Annotated in this window: 15 protein-coding genes; 5 read left to right on the top strand and 10 right to left on the bottom strand. The window is 70.9% G+C overall.

Annotation, left to right across the window (positions count from 1 at the left end):
* Position 1 precedes the first annotated feature (1 nt).
* A complete protein-coding gene (locus tag ACF1GV_RS23560; RefSeq protein ID WP_391684152.1) occupies positions 2 to 361 on the bottom strand; it encodes a VOC family protein in 360 nt (119 codons plus the stop codon).
* 106 nt (positions 362 to 467) lie between these two features.
* Between ACF1GV_RS23560 and ACF1GV_RS23555 the strand changes: the two genes are divergently transcribed.
* Positions 468 to 974, top strand: coding sequence for a CGNR zinc finger domain-containing protein (locus ACF1GV_RS23555; protein WP_391684149.1), 507 nt, complete (start codon positions 468 to 470; stop codon positions 972 to 974).
* Positions 975 to 1,091: 117 nt separating this feature from the next.
* Here ACF1GV_RS23555 and ACF1GV_RS23550 read toward each other — a convergent pair whose 3' ends face one another.
* Complete coding sequence (locus ACF1GV_RS23550) at positions 1,092 to 2,435, bottom strand: UDP-glucose dehydrogenase family protein (protein ID WP_391684146.1); 1,344 nt, start codon at positions 2,433 to 2,435, stop codon at positions 1,092 to 1,094.
* 199 nt (positions 2,436 to 2,634) lie between these two features.
* Here ACF1GV_RS23550 and ACF1GV_RS23545 point away from each other — a divergent pair, with 199 nt between their 5' ends.
* Entirely contained in the window at positions 2,635 to 3,792 is a 1,158-nt protein-coding gene (locus tag ACF1GV_RS23545) for an acyl-CoA dehydrogenase family protein (protein ID WP_363263255.1), read from the top strand.
* Between the two features lie 65 nt (positions 3,793 to 3,857).
* On the opposite strand, the gene ACF1GV_RS23540 is transcribed toward ACF1GV_RS23545, so the two are convergent.
* Entirely contained in the window at positions 3,858 to 4,415 is a 558-nt protein-coding gene (locus ACF1GV_RS23540; RefSeq protein WP_391684143.1) for an acyl-CoA thioesterase, read from the bottom strand.
* Positions 4,416 to 4,534: 119 nt separating this feature from the next.
* Here ACF1GV_RS23540 and ACF1GV_RS23535 point away from each other — a divergent pair, with 119 nt between their 5' ends.
* Entirely contained in the window at positions 4,535 to 5,821 is a 1,287-nt protein-coding gene (locus ACF1GV_RS23535; protein ID WP_391684140.1) for an LCP family protein, read from the top strand.
* Between the two features lie 128 nt (positions 5,822 to 5,949).
* Here the strand turns inward: ACF1GV_RS23535 and ACF1GV_RS23530 are convergent, their stop codons facing one another.
* Positions 5,950 to 6,309: a four-helix bundle copper-binding protein gene (locus ACF1GV_RS23530; RefSeq protein WP_391684137.1), complete on the bottom strand. Its 360-nt coding sequence runs from the start codon at positions 6,307 to 6,309 to the stop codon at positions 5,950 to 5,952.
* A 116-nt stretch (positions 6,310 to 6,425) separates the two neighbouring features.
* Positions 6,426 to 7,790: an LCP family protein gene (locus tag ACF1GV_RS23525; RefSeq protein WP_391685076.1), complete on the bottom strand. Its 1,365-nt coding sequence runs from the start codon at positions 7,788 to 7,790 to the stop codon at positions 6,426 to 6,428.
* Between the two features lie 229 nt (positions 7,791 to 8,019).
* On the opposite strand from ACF1GV_RS23525, the gene ACF1GV_RS23520 reads away from it, so the two are divergent.
* Positions 8,020 to 9,057 carry a glycosyltransferase family 2 protein gene (locus ACF1GV_RS23520; RefSeq protein WP_391684135.1) on the top strand — a complete coding sequence of 346 codons (1,038 nt, stop codon included), beginning with the start codon at positions 8,020 to 8,022 and terminating at the stop codon, positions 9,055 to 9,057.
* A gap of 21 nt (positions 9,058 to 9,078) precedes the next feature.
* On the opposite strand, the gene ACF1GV_RS23515 is transcribed toward ACF1GV_RS23520, so the two are convergent.
* The 5 genes from ACF1GV_RS23515 to ACF1GV_RS23495 all read right to left on the bottom strand — a co-directional run bounded on the left by ACF1GV_RS23515 (position 9,079) and on the right by ACF1GV_RS23495 (position 17,067).
* On the bottom strand, positions 9,079 to 10,740 hold the full coding sequence (locus ACF1GV_RS23515) for an LCP family protein (protein WP_391684132.1): 1,662 nt from the start codon (positions 10,738 to 10,740) through the stop codon (positions 9,079 to 9,081).
* A 135-nt stretch (positions 10,741 to 10,875) separates the two neighbouring features.
* Positions 10,876 to 12,447: an LCP family protein gene (locus tag ACF1GV_RS23510; RefSeq protein WP_391685074.1), complete on the bottom strand. Its 1,572-nt coding sequence runs from the start codon at positions 12,445 to 12,447 to the stop codon at positions 10,876 to 10,878.
* A 203-nt stretch (positions 12,448 to 12,650) separates the two neighbouring features.
* Entirely contained in the window at positions 12,651 to 14,462 is a 1,812-nt protein-coding gene (locus ACF1GV_RS23505; protein ID WP_391684129.1) for an LCP family protein, read from the bottom strand.
* 239 nt (positions 14,463 to 14,701) lie between these two features.
* On the bottom strand, positions 14,702 to 15,913 hold the full coding sequence (locus ACF1GV_RS23500; RefSeq protein WP_391684125.1) for an LCP family protein: 1,212 nt from the start codon (positions 15,911 to 15,913) through the stop codon (positions 14,702 to 14,704).
* 395 nt (positions 15,914 to 16,308) lie between these two features.
* The gene (locus ACF1GV_RS23495) at positions 16,309 to 17,067 is read right to left on the bottom strand and encodes a TIGR03089 family protein (RefSeq protein WP_391684122.1); all 759 of its coding nucleotides are present in this window, start codon (positions 17,065 to 17,067) and stop codon (positions 16,309 to 16,311) included.
* 151 nt (positions 17,068 to 17,218) lie between these two features.
* Here ACF1GV_RS23495 and ACF1GV_RS23490 point away from each other — a divergent pair, with 151 nt between their 5' ends.
* Positions 17,219 to 18,625 (top strand): peptidoglycan recognition protein, encoded by a 1,407-nt coding sequence (locus ACF1GV_RS23490; protein ID WP_391684119.1) that lies wholly within the window; start codon positions 17,219 to 17,221, stop codon positions 18,623 to 18,625.
* Positions 18,626 to 18,654: the final 29 nt, after the last annotated feature.

Here is an 18,654-nt window from a genome sequence, read left to right as displayed (position 1 = left end):
TTCAGCAGGCGCACAGGCAGAACGGGTGCCCGGCCGGATCGGCGTAAACCCGGAAGGTGCGCGCCCGGTCCTCGGTGTCCAGCGGCCGCGCGCCCAGCTCCAGCACGGCCTTCTCGGCCGCGTCCAGGTCCGGCACGGTCAGGTCCAGGTGGAACTGCTGCGAGTGGTCGGCGGACGGCCACCGCGGCGGGACGAAACCGGGCGCTTCCTGGAACGCCAGCTGCTGCCCGCCCGGCAGCTTCAGGTCCACCCACTCGCCCTGGTCCTCGATGGCGCCGCCCAGCACGGCGGCGTAGAAGCCGGCCAGGGCGCGGGGATCGGGGCAGTCCAGAACGACGACTCCCAGTTCGGCGACGGCCATGACGTCCTCCTCGGCATCGGTGACGTTACCCGGCAGGGTTACCCGTAGAGGCGGGTAACCGGTAACGGTTACTGCATGCTCCCGCATTGGGGGTAACGTCGCAAGCATGAGTGGGAGATCGGTCGCGCCCGGAGGACTCGCCCTGGTGGAGTCCCTGGTCAACACCCTGGACCTGGAATCGGGCGGCGACACGCTCGACACCGCCGAGGGCCGGGCGCGCTTCGGACTCACCGAGGACGACCTGCCGCGCGCCCGCGAACTGCGTGAGTCCCTGCGCGCGACCCTCCTCGCCCACGCCGGGCACCCCCCGCACCGCGAGGTCACCCCGCTCGGCGAGCTGCTCGCCGCCGCCCCGCTGCTGGTCGCCGTGGACGAGGGCGACGGCTCGGCCCGTCTCGCCCCGGCCGACTCCGGCCCGCTGCTCTCCCTGATCGCCTCCGCCGTCGCCGAGGCCCTCGTCGCGGGCACCTGGGACCGCCTCAAGGCGTGCGAGTCCGCCACCTGCCACTGGGCGTACTACGACCGCAGCCCCGCCGGACGCGGGCGCTGGTGCTCGATGCAGCTGTGCGGGGCACGCGCGAAGATGCGGCGCTACCGGGCGAAGGGGGCGTGAGCGGGCGCCGTGGTGGTGCAGAATGCGACAGACGCCGGTTCGGCCGACTGAGCCTCGGCCGAACCGGCGTCCTCGACACGCCTGCGGATGCGTCTCTGCGGATGCGTCTGCCGGCGTCTACGCCGTGGGGCGGCCCATCGCCCGGTACGTCCAGCCCGCCCGTCGCCACAGCTCGGGGTCGAGGGCGTTGCGGCCGTCCAGGATCAGCCGGTCCGCCGCGACCGAGCCGAGCTCGGCCGGGTCCAGCTCCCGGAACTCCTTCCACTCCGTGAGGTGCAGCACCACGTCAGCGCCGCGCACGGCGTCCAGCGCGGTGTCGGCGTACCCCAGGGTGGGGAAGATCCGGCGGGCGTTGTCCATGCCCTTCGGGTCGTAGACGGTCACCTGGCCGCCCTGGAGGTGGATCTGCCCGGCGACATTGAGCGCCGGCGAGTCACGGACGTCGTCCGAGTCGGGCTTGAAGGTGGCGCCGAGCACCGCGACCCGCTTGCCCAGGAAGGGGCCGCCGCCCAGTGCCTGCCGGGCCAGTTCCACCATCTGCCCGCGCTGGCGCATGTTGATCGAGTCGATCTCGCGCAGGAACGTCAGCGCCTGGTCCGCGCCCAGCTCACCGGCGCGCGCCATGAACGCCCGGATGTCCTTGGGCAGGCAGCCACCGCCGAAGCCGATCCCGGCGCGCAGGAACTTCCGCCCGATCCGGTCGTCGTACCCGATCGCCTCGGCCAGCTTCGCCACGTCGCCGCCCGCGGCCTCGCACACCTCGGCCATGGCGTTGATGAAGGAGATCTTGGTGGCCAGGAAGGAGTTCGCTGAGGTCTTCACCAGCTCGGCGGTCGGGAAGTCGGTGACCACGAACGGCGAACCCTCGGAGACCGGCGTGGCGTACACCTCGCGCAGCAGCTTCTCCGCGCGCTCGCTGCGCACACCGACCACGATCCGGTCCGGGTGCAGGGTGTCCTGCACGGCGAAGCCCTCGCGCAGGAACTCCGGGTTCCAGGCCAGCTCGGCGTCCCCGCTGGCCGGCGCGTGCTCGACGAGGTAGGAGGCGAGACGGTCGGCGGAACCGACGGGCACGGTCGACTTGCCGACGACGAGGGCGGGACCGCGCAGATGCGGGGCGAGCGAGGCGATCGCGGAGTCGACGTAACTCATGTCACAGGCGTACTCGCCGTGTCGCTGCGGGGTGTTCACGCACAGGAAGTGCACCTCGCCGAACGCGCCGACCTCGGCCCAGTCCTGGGTGAAGCGCAGCCGCCCGGAGGATCCCTCGATCCCGGCGACGTGCTTGCGCAGCAGGTCCTCGAGTCCCGGCTCGTACATCGGGACCTCGCCCCGCTGGAGCTTGTCGATCTTCTCCGGGACGACGTCGAGGCCGAGCACCTCGAATCCCAGTTCCGCCATGGCCGCCGCGTGCGTGGCGCCGAGATAACCGGTGCCGATCACGGTGATCTTGAGGGCCATGCGTGCTCCCGGGTCGAGGTCGTTCGGTGCGCGTGCCGAGCATAGCCGGGGCGCGCCCATGGCCCTCACCGGGCGGTTTTCCCTCTGTCGTCCAGGTCACGTACCCATGGGGCGTCCAGAGCTCTAAAATTTGAGTTACTTAACGGTAATTAGCGTTGGTATCGCGTCGGTATCACTGCATCTTGGAGCGTGAGAGACCTTGGCCGGATCGGCTGACTTCGACCTGTACCGCCCGTCCGAGGAGCACGACATGCTCCGCGACGCCGTCCGCGCGCTGGCCGAGGCGAAGATCGCGCCCCACGCCGCCGCGGTGGACGAGGAAGCGCGCTTCCCGCAGGAGGCGCACGACGCGCTCGTGGCCAACGACCTGCACGCGGTGCACGTACCCGAGAGCTACGGCGGCGCGGGCGCCGACGCGCTCGCGACGGTCATCGTGATCGAGGAGGTGGCCCGCGTCTGCGCGTCCTCCTCGCTGATCCCGGCCGTGAACAAGCTGGGCTCGCTGCCGGTGATCCTGTCCGGCTCCGAGGAGCTGAAGAAGAAGTACATGACCCCGCTTGCCAAGGGCGACGGCATGTTCTCCTACTGCCTCTCCGAGCCGGACGCGGGCTCGGACGCGGCCGGCATGAAGACGCGCGCGGTCCGTGACGGAGACCACTGGATCCTCAACGGCGTGAAGCGCTGGATCACCAACGCGGGCGTGTCGGAGTACTACACGGTGATGGCGGTCACGGACCCCGCCAAGCGCTCGAAGGGCATCTCCGCGTTCGTCGTCGAGAAGTCCGACGAGGGTGTCTCCTTCGGCGCGCCGGAGAAGAAGCTCGGCATCAAGGGCTCGCCGACCCGTGAGGTCTACCTCGACAACGTCCGCATCCCCGCCGACCGCATGATCGGCGAGGAGGGCACGGGCTTCATGACGGCCATGAAGACCCTGGACCACACCCGCATCACCATCGCCGCGCAGGCCCTCGGCATCGCCCAGGGCGCGCTGGACTACGCCAAGGGCTACGTCCAGGAGCGCAAGCAGTTCGGCAAGCCGATCGCCGACTTCCAGGGCATCCAGTTCATGCTGGCCGACATGGCGATGAAGATCTCCGCCGCCCGCGCCCTGACCTACCAGGCCGCCGCGGCCTCCGAGCGCGGCGACGCCGACCTCACCTACCTGGGCGCTGCCGCCAAGTGCTTCGCCTCGGACGTGGCGATGGAGGTCACCACGGACGCGGTCCAGCTCCTCGGCGGCTACGGCTACACCCGTGACTACCCGGTGGAGCGCATGATGCGCGACGCCAAGATCACCCAGATCTACGAGGGCACCAACCAGGTCCAGCGCATCGTGATGGCCCGCAACCTGCCGTAACGCTCCACACAGAACGCTGACGTGACGACCCCTGGCGCACCGTGCGCCGGGGGCCGCTGCGTTTTTCAGTCCTCGAAGCCCTCCGCCGCGCGGCGCTCGCGCAGGTCCATGATCGCTCGGCGGCGGGCCAGGCGGTGGGTGCGGCGGATCTGGGCCTCCTGGTAGCGGCGCTTGTCCCGTTCCGTCTCCGGGATCACCGGGGGGACCGAGCGCGGCTTGCCGTCGGCGTCGACCGCGGCGAAGACCAGGTAGGCCGAGCCGACCTGGGTGGGAGGCGTGGACTCGTTCCAGCGTTCGGCAAGGACGCGCACGCCGACCTCCATCGAGGTCCGGCCGGTCCAGTTGACCTGCGCCTTCACATGGACCAGGTCACCGACCCGGACCGGCTCCAGGAACGCCATCTCGTCCATGGACGCGGTGACCGCGGGCCCGCCCGAGTGGCGGCCGGCGACCGCGCCCGCGGCGTCGTCGACCAGCTTCATGATCACGCCACCGTGCACCGTACCCAGGAGGTTGGTGTCGGCGTGGGTCATGATGTGGCTCAGCGTGGTGCGGGAGGCCGACGTCGGCTTGCCCGGGATCTCCGGAGTGTCCGTGTCTGCGGCGGGGGCCTGGTCTGTCATGGCGTCCACCTTATGCCGAGCTGACATCCGAGGGATTTGTGTCAGCTTCGCAACAGCGCTGACCTTATTTTCCGACGGCCCTTGTAAGGCATACCGTCCGGCCCGGCACACTGGGGCGCATGAATGACTGGCCCGAGGGATGGTCCGACGACAACCGCGGCACCCGCTACGGACGCGGCAGCTCCGGCGCGACGCCGGAGGGTGCCCGCGTCATGCGGCAGGTGCGCCGGCCCGCGCCGGGCGCCCGCCCGGGCCCGTCCGCGCCGCAGTACGGAGCGGTGCCGCCGCAGCCGTCGTACGTCGACGGCGGCGAGGCCCCCGGCGGCTACGACGACGGGTACGACTCCGGCTACAACACCGGCCACGTCTACGGCAGCCCCGCCGGCCGCGGCCCCGCGGGCCCGGGCGGTGGTGGGCCGAGACCCGCTCCGAACTGGCGCCGCCGGATCAAGTGGACGGCGATCACGCTCGCCACCGTGCTTGTGGTCACCACCGTCGGCACGTACTTCTGGGCCGACTCCAAGCTGCGCCGCGAGGTCGACCTGTCCAAGGTCATCGACCGGCCCTCCTCCGGCGAGGGAACGAACTACCTGATCGTCGGTTCGGACAGCCGTGAGGGCATGTCCAAGGAGGACAAGAAGAAGCTGCACACCGGGTCCGCCGAGGGCAAGCGCACGGACTCGATGATGATCCTGCACGTCGGCAGCAGCGGCGACACGCTGATCTCGCTGCCCCGTGACTCCGACGTGGAGATCCCCTCCTACAAGGGGTCCCAGTCCGGCAAGACCTACCCGGCCACGGGCCGGCACACCAAGCTCAACGCCGCCTACGCCGAGGACGGCCCCGAGCTGCTGGTGCGGACCGTCGAGTACAACACCGGCCTGCACATCGACCACTACGTGGAGATCGGCTTCGCCGGCTTCGCGAACATCGTCGACGCGGTGGGCGGTGTCGAGATCACCATCGACAAGCCGTTCAAGGACAAGTACTCGGGCGCCGACTTCCAGGCCGGCAAGCAGACCCTCAACGGCGAGCAGGCCCTCGCCTTCGTCCGTACCCGGCACGCCTTCGCCGCCTCCGACCTGGAGCGCACGAAGAACCAGCAGAAGTTCCTCGCCGCCCTGGCCCACCAGGTCGCCACCCCGTCCACGGTCCTCAACCCGTTCAAGCTCTACCCGACGATGGGCGCGGGCCTGGACTCCCTGATCGTCGACAAGGACATGGGTCTGTACGACCTGGGTTCGATGTTCTTCGCGATGAAGGGCGTCAACGGCGGCGACGGCACGTCCATGAACATGCCGATCTCGGGCTCCCGCGGCGGCAACCTCGTCTGGGACAAGGCCAAGGTGAAAACCCTGGTCAACGAACTGAACAACGACGAGAAGGTCACGGTCGCGGGCAACTGACCCCGTTCACCCGGTCCGACGCGATACGCCCCCGCCCCGCTCCCCGCACGGGAGAGCGTGGCGACGACACCGCCGAGAACGCCGAGGTCGCCGCCACGCAGGGCACCCCCGTGGGGTGCCCTGGGGTGTCACATCGTGGCGCCCGCCATCGTCCGGCACATCTCGGCGCAGTGGCGACAGGACTCGGCGCAGCGCATCATCTGCGCGTCGTCCGGCATGCTCATACACGCCTCGGCGCACATGTCGCACGCGCGGGCGCACATCGCGCACATCTCGGCCGACAGCGGCGAGCGCCGCATCATCATGTCGGCGCACATCCGCGTCATCTCCGAGCAGTCCATGAGCGCCCGCATGACCTGCATCTGGGCCGGCCCGCCCATCTGCAGGCACGAGCTCATGGTCTCCTCGCACACGGTGTGGCAGGACATGCACGCCTCGACGCAGTCCTGCATCTCCTTGCTCATGGGGGTCGCGGCGGACTCGGTCATGGCTCCTCCTGGGGGTGCGAGGGGCCCCGGGGACGGGGCCCCGTGCGTGTCCTTCCGTCGTACGCCTCCCAGGGCCCCGCGTCCATCGGAGGTCCCTACGACACCCCGGCCCCGCCCTACGCGCAGCCCACCTCGTTGCCCCGCACCACCGACGTCTGCGCCTGCCCCGGCTGTTCGGCGCGCACCGTGCGGACCTGGCGGAAATCAGTGCCGGCGATCACCTTCATCAGCGGACCCCGGCCGGGCGCCGGGCGCAGCAGGCTGCCGGGCAGCGCGGCGGCCAGCGACCGGGCGGAGCGGTCCCAGCGCGGGTCGTACAGGATGACCGTGCGGCCTGTGGCGGACTGGGGCGCGGTGCCGGGCGTGCCGGTGGTGCGGAAGCCGGCCGCCGCGAGGGCGGCGTCGACGCGGCGGCCGAGGCCGGACGTCGTGGTGCCGTTCTCCACCTGCACCCGGATCTGCTGCGGGGCGACCTCGACCAGCACCGGGGCCGCGCCGCGCGGCCGCTGCACGGAGAGCGGCTTGTCCTCGCGCAGCGCCTCGAACAGCTTCGCGGCCTTCGCGTCGTCCCACTTCAGCGTCGAGCCGATGCCCTTGACCTGGTAGCCCAGCTGCCCGACGGGGACCGTGGTGAACTCCGAGGACGACGGCGAGAAGGTGCGCATCGCGCGGCCCAGGTCCAGCAGCTCCTCCGCGCCGAAGCCCTTGTCCGCCCGCACCGAGCCGAGCACCGCCCGGGTCACGTCGCGGAACTTCAGCGGGTTCAGCAGCAACCCGGAGGATGTCGCCCGGTCCACCAGCGAGGCCAGGAAACGCTGCTGGCGCTTCATCCGGCCGAGGTCCGAGGCGCCGTCGATGTGCCGGGAGCGCACGTACTGCAGGGCCTGGCCGCCGGTGAGGGTGTGTGCGCCGGCCGGCAGGTCGAGGCCGGTGTAGGAGTCCTTCAGCGGCTCGGCGGTGCAGATCCGCACGCCGCCCAGCTCGTCGACGGTCTTCATGAAACTGGTGAAGTCGACCTCCAGATAGTGGTCGATCTTCACATGGGTCATCTGCTCGACCGTGCGCACGGTCAGCTGCGGCCCGCCCTCCGCGTACGCCGCGTTCAGCTTGATCGGGTGCCCGCTGTGCCGCTCGCCGGTGGTGGCGTCGGCGTGCTCGGGCGTCTCGGCGTAGGAGTCGCGGGGGAGGCTGACCACGCTGGCCCGGTCCCGGTCCTCCGAGATGTGCACGATCATGATCGTGTCGGTGCAGTGGCAGGGCGCGCCGCCGAGGTGGTACTTCTTGCGCTCCTCCGGCGTGATCTTGTCGCGGCCGTCGGTGCCGACCAGCAGCACGTTCATGCCGTGGCCCGCGCGGGGCCGGTTCTTCATGTCCTTGAAGGGGTCCACCCGCGCGATGTCCGCGTCCAGGCTGGAGATCACGGCGTGCCCGATCCCCGCGGAGGCGAGGACGACGACGGACAGCGTCGTCACCGCCCGCATGGCCCAGCGCGGCCTGCGGCGCCCGACGGGCTGCCGGGGCCTGCGGGGCGGCTGCGGGCGGCGCTGCGGCCGGGACGAGGTGGAGCGGGGCGGCGTGGACAAGAAGGACACCTCCGGACGAGGCCGTACGCGGGATCCGTGAGCACGGTAGGTCCATACGATCTGCAGCCCGGTCACCCGCTCACGTGGCGCGCAAAGGTGTCCCCCGTTCGCGGTAACGTGAGCACCGATGAACGCCAAGTCCGACGTGCAGCTCCCCGCCGTGTCCGTGATCATGCCCGTCCTCAACGAGGAGCGGCATCTGCGCGGGGCCGTCCAAGCGATCCTCGCGCAGGAGTACGCCGGCGAGATGGAGGTCGTGATCGCCCTCGGTCCGTCGACGGACCGCACGGACGAGATCGCCGCCGAGCTCGTCGCGGACCACCCCCGCGTGCACACCGTGCCCAACCCGACGGGCCGTACGCCCGCCGCCCTCAACGCGGCGATCAAAGCGTCCCGGCATCCGATCGTGGTCCGCGTCGACGGGCACGGCATGCTCTCGCCGAACTACATCGCCACCGCCGTACGGCTGCTTCAGGAGACCGGCGCGCAGAACGTCGGCGGCATCATGCACGCCGAGGGCGAGAACGACTGGGAGCACGCCGTCGCCGCCGCGATGACCTCGAAGATCGGCGTGGGTAACGCCGCCTTCCACACCGGAGGCGAGGCCGGCCCCGCCGAGACCGTCTACCTCGGGGTCTTCCGCCGCGAGGCGCTGGAGCAACAGGGCGGCTACAACGAGGAGTTCATCCGCGCCCAGGACTGGGAGCTGAACTTCCGCATCCGTGAGGCGGGCGGCCTGATCTGGTTCTCGCCCGAGCTGCGGGTGTCGTACCGGCCGCGTCCCTCGGTGCGCGCGCTCGCCAAGCAGTACAAGGACTACGGCCGTTGGCGGCACGTCGTGGCCCGCTACCACGCCGGCTCGATCAACCTGCGCTACCTCGCCCCGCCGACGGCGGTGTGCGCCATCGCCGCCGGCGTCGTGGTCGGGGCGGTGCTGACGCCGTGGGGCTTCGTCGTCCCGGGCGGCTATCTCGCGGCGATCGCCGCCGGGTCGCTGCCGGCCGGCAAGGGGCTGCCGCTCAAGGCGCGGCTGCAGATCCCCCTCGCGCTCGCCACCATGCACATGTCGTGGGGCTGGGGCTTCCTGACCAGCCCGAGGTCGCTGGCGAAGCGGGTCATCGCCTCCCGCCGCCCGGCGGTGCTCAGCGGCGAACCGCAGCGCTGAGCACCACCCGGGGACCCGGCCTCACCAGGTGAAGGCCGGGTTCACGTGCATGCACTGGCTGTCGTCGGACGCGTTCATCGCCTGCGCCGAATCCGGCGTCTTCCCGTCGTCCTTCGGCGCCTGATACGCCGTACCCGTGCGCCAGTCCGCGCCCACCACGAGCGTGATGCCGGACACGTCGGTGGACTTCTGCACCGCGCTCGCCGGGAGGCCCAGCACCTGCGCGACCCGGCGGGCGTCGCCCTCCAGATCGGCACTCGGGTAGCGCACGACCGTGCTCTCCTCGGACGTGGCCGCGGAGGAGTCCGCGAGGGCCCCGGTGAAGCCCTTGTCCTTCAGCAGCCCCGCCACCGTGGACGCCCGGCCGCGCGCCGGACCGAGGTCGTCGGTGCGGGTGCCGTTCAGCACCTGGACGGCGATCTCTCCATCCGGCGCAGCCTGGTCCGCCGTCGCCTGAACACTCGGCGCGGCGGCGGGCTTCTGGGTGTCCTTGCCGTCGAGGGCCACGTCGTCGCGGACCATGCGGAACAGCTTCGCCGCGTCCGAGGTGGGCTCCACCCGGGCGCCGACATAGCGGTTGGGCATCGTCGTCATGGTGATCCGGTCGGTGGGCACCTTCCGCAGCTCGACCGCCAGGTCGTACATCCTCTTGATGGTGCCCAGCCCGTCGTCGACCGTGATGGCCTTCGTGGCCGCCTCGGCGAGGGCGCGCAGGGCGCCCGGGTTGCCGAGGGTGGCGTTCTGGCGCAGCTGACGCACCATCGCGTTCATGTACATGTGCTGGGCCTTGGCACGGGCGAGGTCACTGCCGTCCTCGAAGCCGTAGCGGGTGCGCAGCCACTGCAGGGCCTGCTCGCCCTTGACCGGGGTGGTGCCCTCGGGGAGCCTCAGGCCGGAGCCGTGACCGTCCGGGGTGTGGGAGTAGACGTTGGCGTCCACGCACACCGGGACACCGCCGACGGCGTCCGCCATGCGCACCACACCGGCGAAGTCGATCATCATGAAGTGGTCGATGTGGATGTCGGTGAGCTTCTCCCAGGTCGCCACCGTGCAGCCCGGTCCGCCACGGCCGAGGGTGGTGTTCGTCATCACCCGGCCGGTGGTGGCCGGGTAGACCGTGCCGTCGGGGTCGGTGCACTTGGGCAGCTGCAGCAGCGTGTCGCGCGGCATGCTGACGACCGACATGTTGGAGCGGTCGGCGGAGACGTGGACGAGCATCTGGACGTCCGCGAGCGGGAGGCCGCCGAAGGTCTCCTTCGCGCCGCCAAGTTCCTGGTTCTCCTTGGTGTCCCGGGCGTCCGAGCCGATCAGCAGGATGTTCAGCGGCTTCTGCCCGGCCGCGTTGGCCGTCGGCACACTCGCCCGGTCCTTGGCGTCGCCGAGGTTGAGGTAGTCCTTCTTGATGTTGTCGTTCAGGTGCCGGTAGTAGAGGTAACCGGCGCCCGCGCTGGAGAGCAGGAGCAGCGCGAGGGCCGTCGCGGTCCAGCGCAGGGCTCGCCGCCGCCGGCCCGGGCGGGCGACGGTATGTCTCTCCTCCGGTACGGCGGATCCGGGCTCCCGCGCGTCCTCGTCTGTCTCCCGCGCGCCGTCGTCCGGCTCCCGCGCGTCCTCGTCGGGATCCGGTCGCCGACGCTCACGTATGTCCGTGAGCGTGCCGTCCCCCTGCACGTCGTTCTGTGTCACTTCCCCGTCCTCCCCACCCCTGGGCCGAGCACCCGACCGGCCCCCCTCGGCCGGTTTCCGCCACATCATCGTGCAGTCGGGTAAGAGTTCTCTGTGTGTCACCGGCGCGTGCCGGCCCACCGTCGAGGCCGCGCGCTACCAGCGGTACGGCTTGTACACGTCCATGCACTTGGCGCTGTCGGAGCCGCTCAGCGCGTCCGCGTCCGCGGGCAGGTCCCCGGCCTCCGGCGGCGCCTGCACCGGATACGTCGTGCCGGTGCGCCAGTCCGCGCCGACGACGACGGTGACGCCGGAGACGTCCGTGGACTTCTTCACCGCGCTCAGCGGGATCCCCAGCGCCCTGGCGACCTGCTGGGCGTCGCCCTCCAGATCGGCGGTCGGATAGCGGACCACGGTGGCGGACTCGGCGACCGGTGGCGCGCTGTCCTTCGCCGCGCGCACGAAGCCCTTGTCCACGAGCGCCTGCGCGATCGTACCCGCCCGGCCACGGACCGCGGCCTGCGCGCCGGACCGGGTGCCGTTGCGCACGACGACACCGATCTGCGCGTCCGGCGCGGCGGGATCTGCGGACGTCTTCTCAGGGGCCGCCGGCTTCCCGGCGCCGCTCTGCGGGCCCTTCTTGTCGAAGGGCACGTCCTCGCGGATCATCTGCCAGATCTTCTCCGCCCCGTCCCCGGCCGGGAGCAGGTGCTCCGAGTTCTGCGTGTCCTGCACCGTGGGCAGCGTCGTCATGGTGATGCGGTCCGGCGGCACCGTCTTGAGCTGCATACCGAGGTCGTACAGCTTCTTGACCGTGCCGATCTCCTCCGACACCTGCAACGACTTGGTCGCCGCCTCGGCCAGGTCCATCAGCCGGCCGGTGTCGGTGAAGACGTTCTGCTCCCGCAGCGTGCGGATCATCGAGTTCATGTACATGTGCTGGGCGCGGGCGCGCAGCGGGTCGCTGCCCCAGGCGTGCCGGGTGCGCAGCCACTGCAGGGCCTGGACGCCCTTCACCTTGTGCCGGCCGGCCGTCAGCTTCAGTCCCGAGCCGCCCTTCTGGGCCGGCAGCGGGCGGTCCCAGACGTTCTGGCTGACGCACACCTCGACCCCGCCGATCGCGTCCGCCATGCGCACCACACCGGCGAAGTCGATCATCATCCAGTGGTCTATGTAGACACCGGTGAGGTTCTGCCAGGTGGCGAGCGTGCAGCCGGGGCCGCCGCGGGCCAGCGACTCGTTGATGATCGTGTTCGTCGCCGGGAACTGCCGGCCGGTCTTCGGGTCGGTGCACTTGGGGATCTGGACGCGGGTGTCACGCGGAATGCTCACCACGGACGCGCTCTCCCGGTCCGCGGAGAGATGGATCAGCATCTGCACATCGCCCAGCGGCGGGTTGCCGCGGTTGTCCCGGCCGCCGCCGAGCGCGACGTTCGCGTCGGAGTTACGACTGTCGGAGCCGATCAGCAGGATGTTCAGCGGGGTCTGCCCGGCGGCGTTCGGATCGGCCTTGCGGGCCTTGGAGTCGCCGCTGCTGCGCTCACCGCTGCGGAGGTTGCCGTTGAGGTGCTCGTAGTAGAGGTAACCGGCGCAGGCCGTGCCGAGTATCGCCACCGCCAGCACGGTCGCCGACCAGCGCAGCATGCGCCGTCCGGGCCGTCTGCGTCCCGTGCCGTGGCCGCCGCCGGAGCCGCTTTCCGCGGTCCCGGTCCGCGGGGTCAGGGACATCGTGTCCTCGACCGCCGGCACCTCCCCCCTGACGCCGCTGCGCGCCACAGCTGCCCTCCCCACCCTCGTCGGTCATCGAACGGGCCTGTCCGCCCCGTCCGGTCGATCGAACGGGGCACGTGTCAGCCCGTCCGGTCAGTCGAACGGGCCTGTCGCCCGCCCTGTTAGACGTACGACAGGCCCGTTCGGTGGCCCTGCTGGGCTCAACTCGCGCACTGAACCTTGTCGGCCGTGGACTGGTTGTCCACCTCCGGCGCCTTCGCCGGTGCCGTCAGGGACACCCCCGCGCCCTTGAAGTCCTTGCCCAGGGTCAGCGTCATCGTCGGCAGGCCCTGGGCGTTGGTGACGCTCCGGCCCGGCTTGAGCGCCGAGCCCGGCAGGCCCATCAGCGCGGCCAGCTTGCGGGCCTGGGCCGCCTGGTCGGGGGCGTACTCCAGGGTCGTCTTCGCCGCCACGGCGGGCGCGTTGCCGGCGTTCTCCGACTTCAGCACGCCCTGGTCGTTCTGCAACCAGTTCAGCGTCTGCGAGGCGGAGCCGGCCTGCGCACCGCCGTTGAGGATGCGCACCCGCACCTCGTCGGCGGGAGCCTGCGGGCCCTGCAGCCGGGCCGCCTCGGCGTCCTTGGCGGCCTTCTCCTTCTCCTTCACCGCGGTGAAGGAGACGTCGTTCTTGATGGCGTCGAAGACCGCCGGCGCCTTGTTGGGGTCCGGGACCACCGTCGCGTGCACCTTCTCGGTGGGGTTGTCGACCACCGGCAGGGTGAGGAAGGTGATGTTCTTCGTCGGGACCTTCTTCAGCTCCAGGGCGACGTCCTTGAGGGTGGAGACGTCACCGATGCCGGTGTCGACGGTGAGCGCCTTGGTCGCCGCGTTCGCCAGCTTGTACAGCTTGGTCGGGTTGGTCAGTGTGTCGCTGGAGGACATCTTGCGGGCCAGCGAGCCGAGGAACTGCTGCTGCACCTTGATGCGGTCCAGGTCGCCCGCGTTGCCGAAGCTGTGCCGGGTGCGGACGAAGGCGAGGGCCTGCTCGCCCTCGATCTTGCTCTCGCCCGCGGGCAGTTTGAGGTGCGACTTCGGGTCGTCGACAGCGTGCTTGAGGCACACGTCGACGCCGCCGACCGCGCTCGACAGCGTCTTGACCGCGTTGAAGTCCGCCATCATGAAGTGGTCGACGTGGATGCCGGTGACCGCCTGAACCGTGCGCATCGTGCAGCCGGGGTCACGGCCGTCCTGGCCGAGGCTGGTGTTGAAACGGACGCGCTCCGTGCCGGAGATGACCCTCTCGGAGCCGTCGGACTGCTTGGTCGGGCAGTCCGGGACGTCGACGATCATGTCGCGCGGGATGCTCATCGCGGTCGCGTTCGTCCGGTCCTTGGCCACGTGCAGCAGGATGTTGGTGTCGGCGTGGCCGACGCTGCCCTTGTCGCCGTAGCCCTCGTTGCCCTTGCCGGTGCGCTTGTCCGTGCCGATGATCAGGATGTTGAAGGCCTCGTCCTTGCTGAAGCCCTTCGAACCGGCGTCACCGACGTCGGTGGTGCTGACGTTGCCCTCGAGATGCTTGATGAAGAGATAGCCCGCGGTGCCGACGACGAGCAGCAGGAACGCCATCGTCCCGCCGGTCCAGATCAGGGCCTTCTTCGCCTTCGACTTCTTCTTCGCCGGGCGCCGTCCGCGCCGGCCCGGCACCGGCTCCGGCGGAGCGCCGCGGCGCCGGCGGGGTGACGGGACGTCACGTTCCGGGGTGTCCCGCCCGGGCCCCGAAGACGTGCGGGTACGGGAGCGCGCCGCGGTGTCCGGTGCCGCGGCGCGCGCTGCGTCGGATGCCGGGGCGCCGCCCGCGCGGCCCCCCTGCGGGGTGCGGGGTCTGCGAGGCGAGGGAACTCCCGACTGCGGCGCGACCGTCGACTGCGCTGCGGAAGGGGTCAGTCGCAGTTCGTATTCGCCGGTGCTCGGATTGAGCACCCACTGGTCTGCGGGATCGATGTTCTCCGCCCGCCCACGGCCTTGCGCGTCCACGGTTGCTCGAATCCTCCGTCGGGGCCACGCCGCGCCTTCCCCCTCGAGGCGCTCCGGTCTCGGTCTCACAGTGCACGACCTGCACGACCCCAGGACGGACCTCGTGGTTGGGTGCACCGGATCGCTCACCCTATCCGCACCGTTCGGCATCGGGCGACGGCGGTGACACATTCCACTTCCCTACAAGCGGGCAATTGCCTCATTTCCCGGAACGGGAGTTCGCCGCTTTGGCGATCGCTTTACTCGCAGGTGTCATGGGCGGCATGGGCGGCGGTGTTCCCGCGGAATGTGGGATCGGGGGAGGCGGGGCCGGGGGAGGGGGAGCCGGTGGGGGAGTCGGACGGCTTTTCGCCGCGCGTTCCGGACGGGGTGTAGTCGGAGGGGGCGTTCTCGGTGACACTCGCGGCGACTTGTACCGGCTTGTCCCTGCGCAGGAGGGCGAACAGCCTTTCCGCCTCGGGCTCCACCAGTTGGTCGCGATTGGCGTTGTAGACGTACGACTCCCGTGGAACGGTCAAGAATTGGACGTGTTCGGTGGGGATGTCACGCAGTCCGCGCACAAGTTGGTACAAACCGCGCAGATTCGCCAGGGCGGGGTCGGTGGTGAGCGAGGACGTCGCCGCGTCCAGCACGGGGTAGAGCTTCACCGGATTCAGCAGTACGCCGTTGCCGCGGACCTTGTTGACGAGCGCCGCGAGGAATCGCTGCTGCCGGTCCATGCGGTCGGTGTCGCTGCCGTCGCCCAGGGACTTGCGGGCGCGGACGTAGCCGAGGGCCTGCTCGCCGTTCAGGGTGACGCGGCCGGCGGGGAGGTGAAGCTTGGCCGCCGTGTCGTGGATGGGCCGGGTCAGGCAGATCTGCACGCCGTCGACGGCGTCCACCATCTCCTTGAAGCCGCTGAAGTCGATGACGACGTGGTGGTCGACGCGGACGCCGGTCAGCTTTTCCACCGTGCGGATGGTGCAGGCGGAGCCGCCCGTTTGGAAGGCCTGGTTGAACATGGCGAACGTGGGTTCGCTGCGGGTGCCTCCGGCGGTGTCTTTGCCGGTGCCGGTGCCGGTGCCGGTGCCGTCTCGGCGTAGGCAGGCGGGGATGTCCACCATGAGGTCGCGGGGGAGGGAGACGGCGGTGGCGCTGTGCCTGCCGGTGGATAGGTGCAGCAGGATCGTGGTGTCGGAGCGCTCGGTGCCGGAGTCGTGGCCGTACCGGTCGTTGCCCGTGCCGGCGCGGGAGTCGGAGCCGATGAGAAGGATGTTCTGCGCGTCCTTGCTCAGGGCGGTGGGGCGCTCCTTTTCGTACCGGGCGAGTTCGCGGGCGGCGGCCTCGTCGGCGGTGATGTTGCCGTCGAGCTTGGCGTAGAGGACGGCGACGGTGACGGCGGCGGCGAGGAGGACGGCGGTGAGGCCGACGCCGGTGCGCAGTGCCCAGCGGCGGCGGGTGATGGGCGTCACGTTGCTGCCACCCCCCTTTGTGTCGTTGCTCCTGCTTACGACGATGCCGTGGGTGGGTGCTTGGGGGTGGGGGGTGGTGGGCCGAATGGGGGACGGTGCGGGTGTCGTTGTGGTTGCTCGCGCCGTTCCCCGCGCCCCTTATATGCCTGCGGCGGCCCGTTGCGGTGGGTGCGGGGCTGGTGTCGCGCCTTCGGGTCGTTGTGGGTCGGGGCCGGGGTGGGGGTGTCCGTCCTCGGTCCGGCCGCCCGTTTCCGACGGGGCGCCCCTGCCCGGTGCCGGCCGTGCGGGCGGACACCCCCCACCCCGTCCCCTTCCCGCCGAGGGCGGGTGCACCGACGCCGTGGCGCGTGCCATCGACTGGCATAGCTGCGGTCAGCCGTGACGTCGGGGTCGGGTCAGCGTGCCGTAGAAGACACCCGTTCCGTGTCGATCCGCTTCGCCAGCTCTTCCTCCCCGAGCAGGGAAAGGTTCCGGCACAGCACCACCGAGCCGCCGGAGGCGAGCGGTGCGTACAGGCCCGCGCTCAGGCCCTCCCACGTGTCGTAGGGCAGGCCGGACAGCAGCCGGGACCCCGGTCCCGTCAGGCCCAGCCCCGCCGCGTCCCCGACTGCCCGCTCCACGATCTCCGCGCCCGTCAGCTCCGCCCCCGCCACGATCAGCGCCGGCTCCTCCGGATCCACCGGCGCGTACGGCACGAAGCGGTCGGCGAAGGTCGGCACGTCGACGGCGTAGTCGGCGTATCCCTCCGGGGGAGCCGGGACGAAACGCCGGCCCAGGGGGGCGAGGGACAGGGCGTAGCGGTCGCCGCTGCATGCCAGGCCCCGTTCGAACTCGCCAGGGCCGGCCACGACGAAGTCCGCCCGTGCCGGGTCGCCGTCCACGTCCGCGACGACTCCGACCGAGGCGCACGCGAGCAGCCACACCGCCGTCTGCCAGTGGGCGGGCAGCAGGAGGGCGACCCGGTCGCCGGGCTCGGCGGACCACCCGTCCTGGAGGAGGTTCGCGGTCTTGGCCACCCAATTGGCGAAAGTGGCCACGGACAATTCGACACGTTCGCCCGTGGCGTCGTCGTAGAAGGTCACCAGCGGGCGCGCGGCATCCGCGGCCAGCGCGGAACTCAGCAGGTCGGCAGGGGTGCGATCGGTGGCGTTCACCCGCATCAGCGTACGCGCGTCCCCTCCCGCGCACCCCTCGCCGCCCCGGCCCCGAGGCGTGCCGTGCGCCACCGGTTTGGCGCAACGGCAGCCGACGGCCCGTCAATTCCCCGATGGACAGATATGTCTGACTATGTCCAGGATCGTTGGCATGCGTGGATTGCTTGCTTCTTCGATCGGCGTCACATGCGCAGCCGCACTCGCCCTTCCGCTGACCCCGCCCGCCGCGGCGGCCCCGGCACCGGCCGGGGCCCCGGCGGCCGCCGAGATCCCGGGCAGCACCGCGTCGCTGCCCCTCGTCCCGCTCGGCAGTGACCGAGCCCCCGGCTCCGCCCTGCAAGGCGTGCCCCGCCGCGACACCGGGCACTTCTCCCTCGTCGGCGTCGTCTGGGACGACCCGGACGCCGTGCTGAACGGTCGTGTGCAGGTCCGCACCCGCACCTCCGGCAGCCACACCTGGTCCGACTGGCAGGACCTCGACACGCACAACGCCGACCACGGCGCGGACCCCGGCACCACCGAACGCACCTCCGGCCATGTCCACGGTGCCACCGCCCCGCTGTGGGTGGGCGACTCCGACGGCGTCGAGGTCCGGGTACGGGCCGAGACCGTCTCCAGCAGCCACGTCGAGGAGACCGGACGCGGCGTCAGGAACGTCACCGTCACCTCCTCCCCGCTGCCCGGCGGAATGCGCCTGGAGCTGGTCGACCCCGGCCGTGACTCCGTCCCGCACCGGCACGCCCCGGTCGCCGCCCCCCGCCCCGGCGCCCTCGACGAGCAGGAGGAGAGCGAGGACACCACCGAGGTACGGGAGGTCGCCGACGCCAACACCGGCCTGACCGGTGTGGCCCCGGGCGCCGCCGAGATCCCGGCCCTCGACCGCACCGGGACCGAGCAGGAGATGACCACTCTGCGCGGCGCCGAGATGAGCCAGCAGGAGCGCGCGAAGCCGTACATCGGACCGCGCCCGCGTATCGTCACCCGGGCCGGCTGGGGTGCGGACGAGAACCTGCGCGAGAGGGGCTTCGTGTACACGAAGTCGGTGAAGGCGGCCTTCGTGCACCACACGGCCACCGGCAACAACTACACCTGCGCCCAGGCCCCGTCGGTCATCCGCGGCATCTACCGCTACCACGTCAAGAGCATGGGCTGGCGGGACATCGGCTACAACTTCCTCGTCGACAAGTGCGGCACCATCTACGAGGGCCGGGCCGGCGGCGTGGCCAAGCCGGTCCTCGGTGCCCACACCCTCGGGTTCAACTCCAACAGCATGGGTGTCGCCGTCATCGGCTCCTTCGGCTCCACCAAGCCCGCGTCGGCCGCGGTGACGGCCGTCGCCCGGCTGGCGGCCTGGAAGCTCGGTCTGTACGGGATGAATCCGACCGCCAAGACATACCTGAAGTCCGGCGGTGGCAACCTCTACGCCAAGGGCGCGAGCGTTCGCCTGAACGTGATCTCCGGTCACCGCGACGGCTTTGCCACCGACTGCCCGGGCAAGCAGCTCTACGGCAAGCTCGGCACGGCCCGTTCAAAGGCGGCGGGCTACCAGGGGCGCTGAGGCCGGGACATACACTGGCCGATCGAAAG

The organism is Streptomyces sp. NPDC014006 (genome assembly GCF_043088925.1).
Classification (GTDB): domain Bacteria; phylum Actinomycetota; class Actinomycetes; order Streptomycetales; family Streptomycetaceae; genus Streptomyces.
The sequence above is the reverse complement of the archived record's forward strand: the minus strand, read 5'-3'. Positions and strand labels throughout refer to the sequence as shown.

Bases quoted from the DNA above. Each gene is read 5' to 3' on its own strand.
- ACF1GV_RS23530 (WP_391684137.1), bottom strand. From the start codon at position 6,309: ATGACCGAGTCCGCCGCGACCCCCATGAGCAAGGAGATGCAGGACTGC.
- ACF1GV_RS23555 (WP_391684149.1), top strand. From the start codon at position 468: ATGAGTGGGAGATCGGTCGCGCCCGGAGGACTCGCCCTGGTGGAGTCC.
- ACF1GV_RS23520 (WP_391684135.1), top strand. From the start codon at position 8,020: ATGAACGCCAAGTCCGACGTGCAGCTCCCCGCCGTGTCCGTGATCATG.
- ACF1GV_RS23510 (WP_391685074.1), bottom strand. From the start codon at position 12,447: ATGTCCCTGACCCCGCGGACCGGGACCGCGGAAAGCGGCTCCGGCGGC.
- ACF1GV_RS23525 (WP_391685076.1), bottom strand. From the start codon at position 7,790: ATGCGGGCGGTGACGACGCTGTCCGTCGTCGTCCTCGCCTCCGCGGGG.
- ACF1GV_RS23560 (WP_391684152.1), bottom strand. From the start codon at position 361: ATGGCCGTCGCCGAACTGGGAGTCGTCGTTCTGGACTGCCCCGATCCC.
- ACF1GV_RS23550 (WP_391684146.1), bottom strand. From the start codon at position 2,435: ATGGCCCTCAAGATCACCGTGATCGGCACCGGTTATCTCGGCGCCACG.
- ACF1GV_RS23540 (WP_391684143.1), bottom strand. From the start codon at position 4,415: ATGACAGACCAGGCCCCCGCCGCAGACACGGACACTCCGGAGATCCCG.
- ACF1GV_RS23490 (WP_391684119.1), top strand. From the start codon at position 17,219: ATGCGTGGATTGCTTGCTTCTTCGATCGGCGTCACATGCGCAGCCGCA.
- ACF1GV_RS23535 (WP_391684140.1), top strand. From the start codon at position 4,535: ATGAATGACTGGCCCGAGGGATGGTCCGACGACAACCGCGGCACCCGC.